The organism is Isoptericola sp. NPDC056578, assembly GCF_042793275.1.
Classification (GTDB): Bacteria; Actinomycetota; Actinomycetes; order Actinomycetales; family Cellulomonadaceae; genus Isoptericola.
Genome location: NZ_JBHTVC010000088.1, coordinates 1 through 14150, shown reverse-complemented (window position 1 = coordinate 14150; position 14150 = coordinate 1). Strand labels below are relative to the sequence as shown.

The 14150-nt window shown below is 74.9% G+C and carries 12 protein-coding genes and 1 tRNA gene; 7 read left to right on the top strand and 6 right to left on the bottom strand.

Features of this window, described 5'->3' with window-relative positions; genetic code table 11:
• The 4 genes from ACFQ80_RS21585 to ACFQ80_RS21570 all read left to right on the top strand — a co-directional run.
• The coding region (locus ACFQ80_RS21585; RefSeq protein ID WP_430565087.1) for a glycosyltransferase at positions 1–669 on the top strand (669 nt) is incomplete at its 5' end.
• Entirely contained in the window at positions 662–2515 is a 1854-nt protein-coding gene (locus ACFQ80_RS21580; RefSeq protein WP_430565086.1) for an ABC transporter ATP-binding protein, read from the top strand. The genes ACFQ80_RS21585 and ACFQ80_RS21580, both read left to right, overlap by 8 nt.
• Positions 2505–4895, top strand: a complete 2391-nt coding sequence (locus ACFQ80_RS21575; RefSeq protein WP_430565085.1) for a phosphotransferase — start codon at positions 2505–2507, stop codon at positions 4893–4895. Before ACFQ80_RS21580 ends, ACFQ80_RS21575 begins: the two co-directional genes overlap by 11 nt.
• Positions 4892–6271: a UDP-glucose dehydrogenase family protein gene (locus ACFQ80_RS21570; protein WP_430565084.1), complete on the top strand. Its 1380-nt coding sequence runs from the start codon at positions 4892–4894 to the stop codon at positions 6269–6271. Before ACFQ80_RS21575 ends, ACFQ80_RS21570 begins: the two co-directional genes overlap by 4 nt.
• On the opposite strand, the gene ACFQ80_RS21565 is transcribed toward ACFQ80_RS21570, so the two are convergent.
• From ACFQ80_RS21565 to ACFQ80_RS21555, 3 genes are all read right to left on the bottom strand, one after another.
• Positions 6261–7508 carry an NAD(P)/FAD-dependent oxidoreductase gene (locus tag ACFQ80_RS21565; protein WP_430548523.1) on the bottom strand — a complete coding sequence of 416 codons (1248 nt, stop codon included), beginning with the start codon at positions 7506–7508 and terminating at the stop codon, positions 6261–6263. The two genes, ACFQ80_RS21570 and ACFQ80_RS21565, sit on opposite strands and share 11 nt — an antisense overlap.
• An 86-nt stretch (positions 7509–7594) precedes the next feature.
• Entirely contained in the window at positions 7595–8563 is a 969-nt protein-coding gene (locus ACFQ80_RS21560; protein WP_430565083.1) for an epimerase, read from the bottom strand.
• Positions 8564–8565: 2 nt separating this feature from the next.
• A complete protein-coding gene (locus tag ACFQ80_RS21555) occupies positions 8566–9210 on the bottom strand; it encodes a TetR/AcrR family transcriptional regulator (RefSeq protein ID WP_430565082.1) in 645 nt (214 codons plus the stop codon).
• 79 nt (positions 9211–9289) lie between these two features.
• Here ACFQ80_RS21555 and ACFQ80_RS21550 point away from each other — a divergent pair, with 79 nt between their 5' ends.
• Entirely contained in the window at positions 9290–9742 is a 453-nt protein-coding gene (locus tag ACFQ80_RS21550; protein WP_430548526.1) for a hypothetical protein, read from the top strand.
• Positions 9743–9775: 33 nt separating this feature from the next.
• Here the strand turns inward: ACFQ80_RS21550 and ACFQ80_RS21545 are convergent.
• The 3 genes from ACFQ80_RS21545 to ACFQ80_RS21535 all read right to left on the bottom strand — a co-directional run bounded on the left by ACFQ80_RS21545 (position 9776) and on the right by ACFQ80_RS21535 (position 13271).
• A tRNA-Pro gene (locus ACFQ80_RS21545) sits at positions 9776–9852 on the bottom strand.
• 93 nt (positions 9853–9945) lie between these two features.
• Complete coding sequence (locus tag ACFQ80_RS21540; RefSeq protein WP_430565081.1) at positions 9946–10887, bottom strand: metallophosphoesterase; 942 nt, start codon at positions 10885–10887, stop codon at positions 9946–9948.
• Positions 10872–13271, bottom strand: coding sequence for a transglycosylase domain-containing protein (locus ACFQ80_RS21535; protein ID WP_430565080.1), 2400 nt, complete (start codon positions 13269–13271; stop codon positions 10872–10874). The genes ACFQ80_RS21540 and ACFQ80_RS21535 overlap by 16 nt, the downstream gene beginning before the upstream one ends.
• Before the next feature lie 131 nt (positions 13272–13402).
• Here ACFQ80_RS21535 and ACFQ80_RS21530 point away from each other — a divergent pair, with 131 nt between their 5' ends.
• A complete protein-coding gene (locus ACFQ80_RS21530; protein ID WP_139820690.1) occupies positions 13403–13567 on the top strand; it encodes a DUF4177 domain-containing protein in 165 nt (54 codons plus the stop codon).
• Positions 13567–14028, top strand: coding sequence for a RidA family protein (locus ACFQ80_RS21525; RefSeq protein WP_430565079.1), 462 nt, complete (start codon positions 13567–13569; stop codon positions 14026–14028). The genes ACFQ80_RS21530 and ACFQ80_RS21525 overlap by 1 nt, the downstream gene beginning before the upstream one ends.
• Positions 14029–14150 lie beyond the last annotated feature (122 nt).

Here is a 14150-nt window from a genome sequence, read left to right as displayed (position 1 = left end):
GACTCTTCGCGCGGACGCGTTCACGGGCGCCAGGGCGCCCTCCACTTCGGGAGGGATACGTCCGCGCGAAGAGTCCGGCAGGACGCGACGGCGTTCACCGTGCTGTTCGTCGGCACCCTCAAGCCGTGGCACGGGCTGGACGTGCTGGTCGACGCGTTCGCCGGCGTGCGCGACCGCGTGCCCGACGCGCGCCTGCTGCTCGTCGGCGACGGCCCCGAGCGTGAGGCCGTCCTTGCCCGGGCGGACGCCATCGGGGTGGGGGACGCGGTGGAGCACGCGGGGGCGGTGCCGCCGTCGGACGTCCCCCCGCTGCTGCTCCGGGCCGACGTCGCCGTGGCGCCGTACCCGCCGCTCGACGGCTTCTACTTCTCGCCGCTCAAGGTCTACGAGTACCTGGCCGCCGGGCTGCCGGTCGTGGCCAGCGCGGTGGGCGAGCTGCCCGGCGTGCTGGAGCACGGCCGTGTCGGCGTGCTCGTGCCCCCCGGCGACGCCGCCGCGCTCGCGGACACGCTCGTCGCCCTCGCGCGCGACGACGACCGCCGCGCCGCGCTCGGCGCACGCGCGCGGGAGGTCGCCGTGGAGCGGCACGACTGGTCCGTCGTCGTGCGGCGCGCCCTCGGGTTCGCCGGGGTGCGCCTGCCCGAGCACGCGGGGGCCCGCCGTGGCTGACACCACCGCCGGCGTCGGCGCCACGCACCGGTACACGCCGCGCTCGATGCGGGAGGCTGGCCGCTCGTTCCGTCGCTTCTGGCCGCACCTGCGCCACCACGTGCGCCCGGAGCGCCGGCTGTTCGTGCTGGGCGGCCTGGCGATGCTCGCCGAGGTGGGGATGCGGCTGCTGGAGCCGTGGCCGCTGAAGTACGTGGTGGACGGCATCGTCGCCGCCACGGGCTCGACGGCGGCGGGGCCGGAGCCCGCGAACCTCCCCGCGCTGATCCTGCTCGCGGCGGGGTCGCTGCTCGTGATCGTGCTGCTGCGCGCCGGCGCGGCGTACGCGTCGACCGTCTGCTTCTCCCTGGCGGGCAACCGCGTGCTCACGGGGGTGCGCGCCGACGTGTTCGCGCACCTGCAGCGGCTGTCCCTGCGGTTCCACGACGGGTCGACGACGGGCGACCTCGTCACGCGCCTGACCAGCGACGTCACCCGCCTCAAGGAGGTGTCGGTGACGGCGATGCTGCCGATGGTCGGCAACGTCGTGACGCTCGTCGGCATGGTCGTGGTGGTCGCGGTGCTCGACCCGCTGCTGGCGCTCGTGATGGTGGTGGTGCTGCCCGTCTTCCTGCTCACCAGCTCGCGCCTGTCCCGCACCATCCGGAAGGTCTCGCGCGACCAGCGCAAGGCGGAGGGCCAGCTCGCGTCGCTCGCCACGGAGACGCTGGGCGCGGTCAAGGTCGTGCAGGCGTACGCGCTCGAGGACCGGATGGGCGGGCGATTCGCCCGCTCCAACTCCTCGTCGCTGCGCGAGGGGGTGCGCGCCAAGCGGCTGTCGGCCGGGCTGGAGCGCTCCACCGACGTCCTCGTGGGCGTCGCGACCGCCGTCGTGCTGTTCGTCGGCGCGCAGCGGGTGCTCGACGGCGCGCTGACGCCGGGCGAGCTGACCGTGTTCCTCACCTACCTCAAGGCGGCGTTCAAGCCGATGCGCGACATCGCGAAGTACACCGGCCGCATCGCGCAGGCCGGGGCGTCGGGGGAGCGCGTCGTCGAGGTGCTCGAGAGCCGGCCCGAGGTGGCCGACGCAAGCTGGGCGCGGCCGATCGGGCGGGCGCTGGGCGACGTGCGGTTCGAGGGCGTGTGGTTCTCCTACGTGCCCGGCCACCCGGTGCTGCGGGGGCTGGACCTGGCCGTGCGGCCGGGGGAGCGGGTCGCGGTCGTGGGCGCGTCGGGGGCCGGGAAGTCGAGCCTGGTCTCGCTGATCTCCCGCCTGCGCGACCCCGACGCGGGCGTGGTACGGATCGACGGCCACGACCTGCGCAACCTCACGCTCGACAGCGTGCGGCGCTCGGTCGCCGTCGTGCTCCAGGAGAGCGTCCTGTTCCACGGCACCGTCCGCGAGAACATCACCGCGGCCGTGCCCGACGCCACCGACGAGCAGGTGGAGCGCGCCGCGCGCGTGGCGGGCGCGCACGACTTCGTCCTCGCGCTGCCGGACGGCTACGAGACGGTCGTGGGGGAGCGGGGCGGCACGCTGTCCGGCGGGCAGCGCCAGCGCCTCGCCATCGCCCGCGCGGCGATGCTCGACGCCCCGGTCGTGGTGCTCGACGAGGCCCTCACCGGGCTGGACGAGCAGACCGAGCACGAGGTCGTCGACGCGCTCGGCCGCCTGACGCGGGGCCGCACCACGTTCGTCATCACGCACGACCTGGACGCGGCGCGCGACTGCGAGCGCGTGGTGCGGCTCGACGGCGGCCGCGTCGTGGCGTCCGGCCCGCCCGCCGACGTCCTCGGCGACGGCCCCGACCTGCCGGCGGCGCCCGCGCCGCGCACCCCGGAGGAGGTGGCGTCCCGTGGCGCCTGACCTGACGCTCGACCGTGCCCGCCCCGCGACCGTGCGAGAGGTCGCCGCCGCCGACCCCGCGATCCCCGCGCTCGGCGATGTCCTCGACCTCGACCGCCTGACGGCGCGCCTCACCGCCGTCTCGGGAGCGCCGGGGACGGTCTCGCGGCCGTACCTGCGGTACAAGCCGGGCACCAGCGTCGTGCTGGCGTGCCGGTGGACGGGCGCCGAGGGCTCGCGCGACGTCCTGGTGCGTGCGTACGCCGACGGGTCGCGCGGCAAGCTCGACAAGGGTCTCGACCCGCGCCGGCCAGACGAGGTGCTGCTGCTCGACCGGTCCGCCGGGCTGGTCGTCACCGACTGGTCGGCGGACCGGCAGCTCCCCGCGGCGCGCGACGTCGCGGCGGTCGCGGCCGACGCTGTCGGGCGGCCCGCGGACATGAGCCTGCTGCGGCACAACCCCGAGCGCCGGGCGGTGGTGCACGCCGACGGCCCGCGCGGCGAGGCGCTGGTCCGGCTGGTGCGGCCCACCGCCGTCGTCCCCGCGGCCCAGGGGTACGGGCTGCTGGCCGCGGCGGCGGGCTCTGCCGGCGCGCCGCGGGCGCCGCGGCTCCGCTCCGTCGACGCGGACCGGGGCGTCGTCGTCACCGACTGGGTGCCGGGCCGGTCGCTCGACCGGCTCGACGCGACCGGCACGCTGGGCGACGGCGCGCTCCGCGACGTCGGCGCGCTCGCCGCGGCGCTGCACGGCTCGCGGCCCGGCGGAGCCGGCCTGCCCCCGCGCCCGGACGGTGCCGTCCCGCTGCACGGCGACCTGTCCCTCGACCAGCTGGTGCGCTCGCCGGCCGGCGAGCTGTGGCTGGTCGACGCCGACGCCGCCCGCTGGGGGCGGCCGGCCGAGGACCTCGGCTCCCTCGCCGCCGCGCTCGTGCGGGCGCACGCCGACGCCGACGCCGCGGCGGCGCGGCTCGTCGCGGTCCTCGACGGCTACGTCGCGGCGGGCGCGGGTCCGGTCCGGGAGCCGGAGCTGCGCGCCGCCGTCGCCGAGCACCTGCGACGTCGCGCCACCGAGCCGTTCCGGCGGCTGGAGGACCGCTGGGCGGCGACGTCCGCCGCGCTCCGGGCGCTCGCGGACGACCTCGAGGACGGCCGCGGCGGCGCGCTGGGCGCCGCGATCACGACCGGGTGGTCGCGGGGATCGTCCGCCCGGCCGGACACCCCGGCCGCCGACGCCGTGCGGATCCGCACGGCGCCCGTCGCCGCGGCGCTGGCCGGCGCGCTCGCGGCGCAGGGGCGCGCCCTGCGGGCGGTGCTCCCGCGCTCGGCGGAGCGGCTGCTCGTCGTCGGCACCGACCGCGACGGCGCCGTGCTGGCCGGGCGCTGGGACTCCGGGCCGGCCACCGCGCCCGGCCGCGGGGCGGGGGCACGCACCGACGGGGATCCCGCGGCAGCGCGCGGACCCGTGCCGGTCGCGGGCGGTGCCCTCGCGCTCCAGCCCGACGGCGCGGACCCGCGCCTGCCCGGCCTGGCCGCCCGCGTCCGCGCCGGGGCGACGCTCGTCGCGCACCGCTCCGGCCGACGCGGCGTGGTCCGCGACCCGTCCGGCACGTACACGAAGGTCACGCGCCCCGGCCGCGAGCCCGCCGACGTCTCCGTGCCCCCGGCGGCGTTCGCCACCCCGGAGGTCCTGGACCGCGGCGACGGGTTCGTCACCGCCGCCGCGCTGCCCGGGCGCACGCTCCACGAGCTGCTGCGCGACCCGGGCACGCCGGGCGGCGTGCTCGACGGGGCGGGGCGCGCCGTCGGGTGCGGGCTGCGACGGTTCCAGGACGCGCCGCCGCACGGCCTCGCGGGGCACGACGTCGACGCCGAGCTCGCGGTCGTCGCCCGCTGGTGGGGGCTGGCCGCCGCCCACGGCGCGACGACGCCGGCGGACGCGGACGCCGTCGTCCGACGGGTGCGGGCGGTGCTCGCCGCCGCCCCCGCGGCACGGCCCGTGCTCACGCACCGCGACCTGCACGACAAGCAGCTGCTCGTGCACGTCGACGACGACGCCGGGCCCGGCGAGGGCGTGCGCGTGGGCCTGCTCGACCTGGACCTCGCCGTCGTCGCGCACCCGATGCTCGACCTGGCCAACCTGCTCGTGCACCTCGAGCTGCGGGCCCACCAGGGCGCGTGCTCGCCAGCGCGCGCCGCCGGCACCGCCCGCGCCGTCCTGGACGGCTACGGCGCCACCCCCGACCCGGGCGCGCTGCGCGCGTGGGCCGTCTCCGCCCGCGCGCGCCTCGCCGCGGTGTACGCGTTCCGTCCGGCGCCCGGGGACGTGCCCGGCGCGCTCCTGACCGACCTCGAGCGGCCCCTGCCGTCCGAGCCCGCCCTGCTCACCCTGGAGGACCGATGACGCACGCCACCACGACCACCGGGCACGACGCGCCCGAGCCCACCCGTGTCACCGTGATCGGCACGGGCTACCTGGGCGCCACGCACGCCGCGTGCCTGGCCGAGCTGGGCTACGACGTGCTCGGCCTGGACGCCGACCCGGCGAAGGTCGCCGACCTGGCCGCCGGGCGGCTGCCGTTCTACGAGCCGGGGCTGGCGGAGCTCGTCGAGCGGCACACCGCCACCGGGCGGCTGTGGTTCACGACCGACCCGGCGGAGGCGGCCGCGTTCGCCGATCTGCACTTCGTGTGCGTCGGGACGCCGCAGCGCCGGGACTCGATGGCCGCCGACACGAGCCACGTCGAGGCCGCCGTGTCCGCGCTGGTGCCGCACCTGCGCGGCGACGCGCTGCTCGTCGGCAAGTCCACCGTCCCCGTGGGCACGGCCGCCGGGCTGCAGGCTCTCGCCGACGGTCTCGCGCCCGCGGGCGTCGAGGTGGGCGTGGCGTGGAACCCGGAGTTCCTGCGCGAGGGCCGCGCCGTCGAGGACACGCTGCGCCCCGACCGGATCGTCGTCGGCGTCACCGACCCGCGGCACGAGAAGGCCCTGCGCGAGCTGTACGCGCCGGTGGTCGACACGGGTGTGCCGTTCCTCGTCACCGACCTCGCCACGTCCGAGCTGGTCAAGGTGGCCGCGAACGCGTTCCTCGCCACGAAGATCTCGTTCGCCAACGCGATCGCCGAGCTGTGCGACGCGGCCGGGGGCGACGTCGTCGCGCTCACCGACGCGATCGGGCACGACGCCCGGATCGGGCACCAGTTCCTGTCGGCGGGGCTCGGGTTCGGCGGCGGCTGCCTGCCCAAGGACATCCGTGCGCTCATGGCGCGGGCCGGCGAGCTCGGCGTCGACCAGGCGCTGACGTTCCTGCGCGAGGTCGACGCCATCAACATGCGCCGCCGGTCGCGCACGGTCGCGCTGGCGGTCGCGGAGTGCGGCGGCAGCGTGCTCGGGCGGCGCGTCGCCGTGCTGGGGGCGGCGTTCAAGCCCGGCACCGACGACGTGCGCGACTCGCCCGCGCTCAACGTCGCCGCCCAGCTGCAGCTGCAGGGCGCGCACGTGCGCGTGCACGACCCGCGCGCCAACGCCACCGCGGCCCGCACGTTCCCCACCCTCGGCTACGCGGACACCGTCGAGGACGCCGTCACCGGCGCCGACCTCGTGCTGCACCTCACCGAGTGGCAGGAGTTCCGCGACCTCGACCCGGCCTCCCTCGAGCCCGCCCGCCGGGTCGTCGTGGACGGTCGCAACGCGCTCGACGCCGACCGCTGGGCCGCCGCCGGGTGGCGGGTGCGCGCCCTCGGCCGCCCCGCCGTCGGCCCGGCGCCGGTCAGCCCGTGAACGCCTCCAGCTCGGCGCGGGGGACCTGCCGGCGGGAGCGGATCAGCTCCTCGACGTCGTCCATGCGGTCCCACACGTTGACGGCCATGCCCGCCTGCACCTCGCCGTCGCGCAGCCAGAACGCGACGAGCTCGCGGTCGTCGGTGGAGCCGCTGATCACCACCTCGGTGTCGCCGGCGCGCGGGTCGACGAACCCCTTGTACTCCATCCCGACGTCGTACTGGTCGCTGAAGAAGTAGGGGAGGACGTCGTAGACGGCGTCGTCGCCGAGCATCGCGCGGCCGGCGTGCGCGCCGGTGTCCTGCGCCACGGCCCAGTGCTCCACGCGCAGCGGGCGGCCGTAGTGCGGTGACGGGACGGAGGCGATGTCGCCTGCGGCGTAGACGTCGGGGGCGGAGGTGCGCAGGGTGCCGTCCACGACGATCCCGCCGCCGAGGTCGCGCGAGCGCAGCTCGATCCCTGCGGCCGACGCGATGCCCACGTTGGGGGTCACGCCCACGCCCATCACCACGAGGTCGGCCTCCAGGTGGGTGCCGTCGGCGAGCTCGACGCCCTTCACCCGGCCGGACTCCCCGGTGAACGCGACCACGTCGCCGCGGTGCCGCTGCACGCCGCGCTCGTCGTGCAGCTTCCCGTACAGGGCGCCGAGCTCGGGGCCGAGCGGCGCCTCCAGCGGGTGCTCCAGCTGCCCGACGAGGCACACGTCCAGGCCGAGCATCCGCGCGGACGCGGCGACCTCGGTGCCGATCCAGCCGTCCCCGACGACGACGACCTTGCCCTCGCCCTCGAGCGACGCGGGCAGCAGGAGCCCGGCGAGCAGGTCCGCGTCGTCGACGGTCCGCAGGGTGTGCACGCCGATGAAGCTCCGGCCCGGCACCTGGAGCGCGCGCGGCGTCGAGCCGGTCGCGAGCAGCAGCTTCGAGTAGCCGAGCGTGGAGCCGTCGGCGAACGTCACCTCGTGGTCGGCCGGGGCGAGGTCGACGACGGTCGTGAGCGTGCGCAGGTCGATGGCGTGGTCGTCCCACCAGCCCGCCTTGAGCGGGTAGATGACGTCGGGCTCCGCCTGCCCCCGCAGGTAGTCCTTCGACAGCGGCGGGCGCTCGTACGGGCGGTGCCCCTCGGAGGTGACGACGACGAGGTGGACGTCGGGGTCCTGCTCACGGACGGCCTCCACGGCCCGGGCGGCGGCGAGGCCACCTCCGACGACGACGACGGGTGCGGTGGACGGCGCGGGCATGGTGGACTCCTGACCAGCGGGGAAGAGGGCTGCCGAGGCCGACGGTGCCACAGTTCCGCGATGCTGGCGACCCTCCGCCCGCTCCGTCAGCGGCGCCCGACGGCGTCGTCGATCGCGGGCCCCATGTCGGGCCAGACGAAGTCGAAGCCGGCCGCGCTCAGCATCTCCGGCAGCACCCAGCGGCTCTTGAGCACCAGCTCGGACTCGTTGCGCAGCGCCCACAGCGCGGGCTCGAGCAGCCAGCGCGGCGTGGGGATCCCCACCGGCATGCCGACGGCGCGGCGCAGCTCGGCCATGAGGGTGCGGTTGTCGCTCGGGTGCGGCGCGGACAGGTTGACCGGCCCGGTGAGCTCGTCGTGGGCGTCGAGGAACCGGATCGCGGCGAGCACGTCGTCGACGTGGATCCAGGAGAACCGCTGCCGGCCGCCCGAACGGTGGATCGGCACCGGGCCGCCCGTCGGCTCGTCGCCGATGCCGCGGTAGCGGCGGTGCTGGAACCACCAGCCGTCGTGCTGCGGACCGCCCACGCCGAGCCGGGCGATCCGGGCCAGCAGGTCGGACGCCGGCCCGCCGAGCACGATCGCCATGCGCAGCGCGACCCGCCGGGTGCCGGGCAGGTCGCCGGCGAACAGCTCGCGCTCCCAGCTGCGGGCGACGTCCACCGAGAAGCCCGTGCCCAGCTCGCCGTCGGACTCGGTCTGCGGGCGGTCCGTCGCGTACCGGTAGATGGTGGCGGTGCTGGCGTTGAGCCACAGCCGTGGCGGTGTCGCGGCAGCCTCGATCGACGCGCGCAGCGCGCGCGTGGTGGCGACGCGCGAGCGCAGGATCTCGTCGCGGTTCGCCTCGGTGTACCGGCAGCCGACGCTCTTGCCCGCCAGGTTCACCACCAGGTCGGCGCCGTCGACGGCGCGGGCCAGCGCGGCTGGGTCGTCCCAGCGCGCGTCGGGGCCCGTGCGACCGACGCGCACGACGTCGTACCCGCGCTCCGACAGGTCGGCCACCAGCCGGTGCCCGATGAACCCGTTCCAGCCCGCGACCACAGCGCGTCGACGCATCGTCATCCCTTCCGTGCCTGCCTGAGGAGAGCCCTGGCGGCCGCCGGCCAGACCCGCGACCTCTGGTCGCGGGCGGCCAGGAGGAGCAGCGCGACCTGGTCGAGCACGCCGTCGACGTCGGGCTCGCCGTAGTGGGCCTGCATGGCGACGCCGTCGCCGATGGAGATCAGCACCTCGGCCATCGCGCGCGGCCGGACCCAGGACTGGATGTAGCCGTCGTCCTGCATCTGGGCCATGAGCGTCGCGAGGTAGTCCACGAGCTCGGCGTGCAGGTCGCGCAGCGCGCCGGCCAGGGTCGGGTGGGACGACGACGCCGCGACCGCGCTCGCGTAGGCGGCCAGGTCGTCGCGGGCCACGGCGAATGTCCCGCCGATGGTGCGGAGCGCGGCGAACAGCCGCTCCGCCGGGTCGCCGTCGGTGTCGAGGGCCGCGCGCACGGGCGCGATCCGCTCGGTCACGAGCCCGGTCAGGGCCTGCGCGACCAGCTCGTCCTTGGACCCGAAGTGGTAGGTGATGGCCTGCAGGTTCACCCCGGCGGCGCGGGTGATCTCCCGCGAGGTCAGCCCGGCGGTCCCGTGGACGCGCAGCGCGGCGACAGTGGCGTCGAGCAGGCGCCTGCGGGTGGCCTCGGCGCGGTCCTGGGTCACGCCCGTCAGGGTAGACCAGTTGCCAGTCATACGTGTGTATGGTTCATTGGCGGTTCGTCGACGGAGCCGCGAGGGGACCATGAGCCGGACCAGGTGGTGGAGCACGAAGCGGGTGTGGCAGGTCGTCGCGCTCGGGCTGGTCGTGGCGGCCGCCGTCTTCCTGCTCACCGCGCCGATCTACCAGTCCGAGTCCGTGTGTTCCGGGGGAGCGACGTACTCGTCGACGGGCGAGCTCGTCTCGGAGTGGGAGACCTGCGAGCCGGCGACGTCGATGCTCGCCGCCGGGGCGTGGTCGTACGTCACGGGGGTGGTCGCCCCGGTCCTGCTCGCCGCGCTGCCGCTGGCGGCCCGCGGCCGGGCGTGGACCGTGCTGTCGATCGTGTCGGCGGTCTGCCTCGTGGTCTATGTCCTGCTCGGCGGGTTCTCCGTCGGCCTGTTCTTCGTCCCCGGCGCGCTGTGCGCGGTGGTCGGCGCGGTCCTTCGCCGCCCACGACCGGGCACGGGCTTCCAGGCAGAGCAAGAGGCCCCCTGATCAGCGTTTCCGCTGTTCAGAGGGCCTCTCGGCTGGTCGGGGTGACAGGATTTGAACCTGCGACCTCTTCGTCCCGAACGAAGCGCGCTACCAAGCTGCGCCACACCCCGAAGGACTTGCTCCCGCGCCCCAGGACCTACGTCCTCGTGCGGAAGCCTGCTCAGAATAGCCGACGATCCGGCCTGGACGAAAACGAGATCCGGCTACCGGGCGGTGAACGTGAGCAACGTCGCCTCCGGGCGGCACGCGAAGCGCACCGGGGCGTACGGCGAGGTGCCCGCGCCGGCCGACACGTGCAGCCACGCGGAGCCTGCGCCACCGGCCTCGTCGGGCCGCGGACCCGGCCAGCCGTGCAGGCCGCTGGCCCGCCGCCGGTCGATGTCGCAGTTGGTGACGAGCGCGCCGACGCCCGGCAGACGCAGCTGCCCGCCGTGCGTGTGGCCGGCGAGGACGACGTCCGTACCGTCGGCGTGCATCCGGTCCAGCACCCGCCGGTACGGGGCGTGCGTGACGCCGAGGTGCAGCACCGCGTCGTCGGGCCCCGCGCCGGACGGAGCCGACGACGGGGGGAAGTCGTCGCGGTCCAGGTGCGGGTCGTCCACGCCCACCAGGGACAGGAGGCGGCCGTCGGCCTCGACCGTGTCGCGCCGGTTGGTGAGGTCCCGCCAGCCGGCGGCGACCATCGCGCCGGCCAGCTCGTCGGACGGCAGCTCGGCCGGGCGGGTGTGCACGATGCGGGTGTCGCGCCGCAGGTACCGCGCCGGGTTCTTCGGCACCGGCGCGTAGTAGTCGTTCGACCCCATGACGAAGGCACCGGGCGCGGTCGTGAGCAGCGGCGTGAGCGCCTCCAGCAGGGGGCCGAGCGCGTCGCGGTGGGCCAGGTTGTCACCCGTGTTCACCACCAGGTGCGGCTCGTACTCCGCCAGCGACTGCACCCAGGCGATCTTGCGGCTCTGCGACGGCGTGAGGTGCAGGTCGGACACGTGCAGCACGCGCAGGTCGGGCTCGCCCGGGGGCAGCACCGGCACCGTGGCCCGACGCACCGTGAAGAGTTTGGTCTCCAGGTGTGCGTAGCCGAGGCCCGCGACGCCGGCGGCGACGAGCCCGCCCGCGACCTGCCAGCCGGGGGTCAGTTGTCGCCCCACGCGTCGCCGAGCGACTCCCAGTCACCGTTCTGGACGGCGTCCCAGGCGGCCTCCGCGTTGGCGCGTCCGTTGCCGTTGCCGTTCCCGTTCCCGTTGCCGCCGCGGTCGTTGCCCTCGTCGCCCTTGGGCTCCTTGCCCTTGTCGCCGCCGTCGTCGTTCGAGCCGCCGCCGTCGTCGTTCGAGCCGCCGCCGTCGTCGTTCGTCGACGGGGGCGGTGCCGTGACGCCCACCATCTTCGGGTCCGGGGCGCCGAAGTCCTTGACGGGCAGGTCGGAGACGGCCTGGTCCATGTACTCCTTCCACGCCGGAGCAGCCACGGTCGAGCCGTAGAGGACACGGACCCACTTGCCGTTCACCCACATGCCGTTGGTGTGGTCCTCGTTGGGGCGGTCGGCGTTGCCGACCCACACGGACGTGGACAGGTTGGGCGTGAAGCCCGTGAACCACGTCTGCGCCGACAGCTGCGACGTACCGGTCTTGCCGGCCACCGGGCGGCCGTCCGCGAGGCCGCCGAGCTGGCGGGCCGTACCCGTGCCGGAGAAGACCTTCTCCATCGCGAACACCACGGTGTTGGCCACGTTCTCCGGGAGCGCGTCCTTCTTGCACTTCGCGTCCGGGACGTCGTAGTCCTTGCCGCCCGGGCCGGTGATGCTCGTGATGGCGATCGGGGAGCAGTAGGTGCCGCCGCTGGCCAGCGTCGCGTAGGCGGCGGCCTGGTACAGCGGCGTCGACTCCTGGGTACCGATGATCATCGGCGCCTGGATGTCGATGTCCGACTCCTTCGGGTCGGTCACGACCCGCCCGCCGTCCTGGACGGAGCGCGTGGGGCGGAAGCCGATGTCCCAGGCGGTGCTGCGCAGGTCGCAGAGGTTGAGCTGGTACCCCATGGCCGCGTAGGCGGTGTTGACCGACTCGTACGTCGCCTCGAGCGCGGAGATGTACCCGACCTCGACGCCCTCGGAGTTCGCCGGCGCCCACGGTTCGGCGGCGGCCAGGTTGCCCACGCACGGCGTCTGGAAGTTCTGCGGCCAGCGCGCCTGCTTCGTCGCGTTCACGCGCTCGCTCAGGGTGTGCCCCTCCTTGAGCCACTCGGCGAGGACGAACGGCTTGAAGTTCGAGCCCACCTGGAAGCCACCGGAGGCGCCGTGCGTCGGGTCGGCCGCGTAGTTCACGCGCGTGGTCCCCTTGCCGCCCTCGGACGGCGTGTAGGGGATGTTCTGGGCCATCGCGAGGACCTTGCCCGTGCCCGGCTCGACGGACGCGATCGCCGACTGCAGACCGCTCGAGTCGCCGGCGGGGACGGCGTTCTTGACCGCCTTCGCTGCCGCCTTCTGCTTCTTCGGGTCCAGCGTGGTGTGGATCTCGAGACCGCCGCGGTACAGCAGCTGCTGACGCTCGGACTTCGTCTCGCCGAACACCGGGTTGGTGACGATCTCCTTGGTGACGTAGTCGCAGAAGAACGCGGAGTCACCGGCGGCGGCGCAGCCGATCTCCGTGGGGTTGACGTCGAGCGTCTTCTTGATCGACGCCGCCTTCGCCTCGTCGCGCTCCTCCGTGGAGATGTAGCCCAGCTTCCACATGTTCTGCAGCACCAGGTCGCGACGCTCCTTCGCCTCCTTCGGGTTCACCGTGGGGTCGAAGCGGCTCGGCGACTTCGTGATGCCGGCGATGGTCGCGGCCTCGACGACGCTCAGCTTGGAGGCGTGCTTGTCGAAGTAGTAGCGGGCCGCGGCCTCCACGCCGTAGATGCTGCGCGAACCGAACTGCGCGGCGTTGAGGTAGCCCTGCAGCACCTCGTCCTTCGACATCGTCTTCTCGAGGGAGATGGCCATCTTCGCCTCGGTGAGCTTGCGCGAGATCGAGTCCTCGCTCGCCTTGATGACGCCGAACTGGTCGCCGTCCTGCAGCGCCTGGTCGATGAGCATGTTCTTCACGTACTGCTGCGTCAGCGTGGACGCGCCCTGCGTGGCGTGGCCGGCCACGTTGTTGGCCAGCGCGCGCGTCATGCCCTGCACGTCGATGCCGCCGTGCTCGTAGAAGCGCTCGTCCTCGATGGCGATCACCGCGTGCTGCATCGGCTCGGAGATCTCGTCCAGCGGCACCACGATGCGGTTCTGCGCGTAGAACGTGGCGAGCAGCTTGCCGTCCGCGGCGTAGATGCGCGACTGCTGCGACATCGGCCGCGGCTCCAGCTCCGCCGGCACCTCGTCGTAGATCGCGACCGTGCTGTCGGCCGCGGCGTTGGCGCCCGCCACCATCGGGATGACCAGCCCGGCGGCGAGGACGCCGCCCACCCCGGCCGCGAGGACGAACGCGAGCAGCAGGGCGACGAGCTGGGTCGCCGGCATCGTGCGCGTGATGCGGCGAGGGTCGGATTTGGCCATGCCCACCAGGGTACGGGCTGTGCCCGAGGCAGCACGGCCGCGACGCCGGTACCGCTGTGCAGATCGTGTGGACCGGTCGTGGGAGCGGCGGGACGACAGCGGTCGGAGCGGTCGCTGGTTACGATCGCGGCATGGCTACCACGTGGGAGTACGCGACCATCCCCCTGCTGATCCACAACACCAAGGCGATCCTCGACCAATGGGGGGCCGACGGGTGGGAGCTCGTCCAGGTCGTCCCCGGCCCCGACAGCACCAACCTGGTCGCCTACCTCAAGCGCCCCTCCGGCGGGCAGTGATGAGCGCCTCGCCCGAGGCCCGCCTCGCCGAGCTCGGCATCACCCTGCCCGACGTCGCCGCGCCCGTCGCGGCGTACGTCCCCGCCGTCCGCTCCGGCAGCTACGTCTACACGGCCGGCCAGCTGCCGTTCGTCGACGGCGCGCTGCCGCTGACGGGCAAGGTCGGTGCGGGGGTCTCTCCGGAGGAGGCCGCGGACCTGGCGCGCACCTGCGCCCTCAACGGGCTCGCCGCCGTCCGCTCCCTCGTGGGCACGCTCGACGGCGCGAGGATCGTCAAGGTGACGGGCTTCGTCGCCTCCGACCCGTCCTTCACCGGCCAGCCGGGCGTCATCAACGGCGCGTCGAACGTGCTCGGCGAGATCTTCGGCGACGCGGGCGTGCACGCGCGCTCCGCGGTGGGGGTCGCGGTGCTTCCGCTCGACTCTCCCGTCGAGGTGGAGCTGGTCGTCGAGCTTTCCTGAGGTTCTGTCCGTAGCTCCTGGTTGCGGACGCGGGCGGGGACGAGGTCCTTCGCCAGGTCGCGTTCCCGGGCCCCAGGGGGCCCTCCACTTCGGGACTTCTGACGACCTGGCGAAGAACGCCC

Bases quoted from the DNA above. Each gene is read 5' to 3' on its own strand.
- ACFQ80_RS21570 (WP_430565084.1), top strand. From the start codon at position 4,892: ATGACGCACGCCACCACGACCACCGGGCACGACGCGCCCGAGCCCACC.
- ACFQ80_RS21565 (WP_430548523.1), bottom strand. From the start codon at position 7,508: ATGCCCGCGCCGTCCACCGCACCCGTCGTCGTCGTCGGAGGTGGCCTC.
- ACFQ80_RS21560 (WP_430565083.1), bottom strand. From the start codon at position 8,563: ATGCGTCGACGCGCTGTGGTCGCGGGCTGGAACGGGTTCATCGGGCAC.
- ACFQ80_RS21550 (WP_430548526.1), top strand. From the start codon at position 9,290: ATGAGCCGGACCAGGTGGTGGAGCACGAAGCGGGTGTGGCAGGTCGTC.
- ACFQ80_RS21535 (WP_430565080.1), bottom strand. From the start codon at position 13,271: ATGGCCAAATCCGACCCTCGCCGCATCACGCGCACGATGCCGGCGACC.
- ACFQ80_RS21530 (WP_139820690.1), top strand. From the start codon at position 13,403: ATGGCTACCACGTGGGAGTACGCGACCATCCCCCTGCTGATCCACAAC.
- ACFQ80_RS21525 (WP_430565079.1), top strand. From the start codon at position 13,567: ATGAGCGCCTCGCCCGAGGCCCGCCTCGCCGAGCTCGGCATCACCCTG.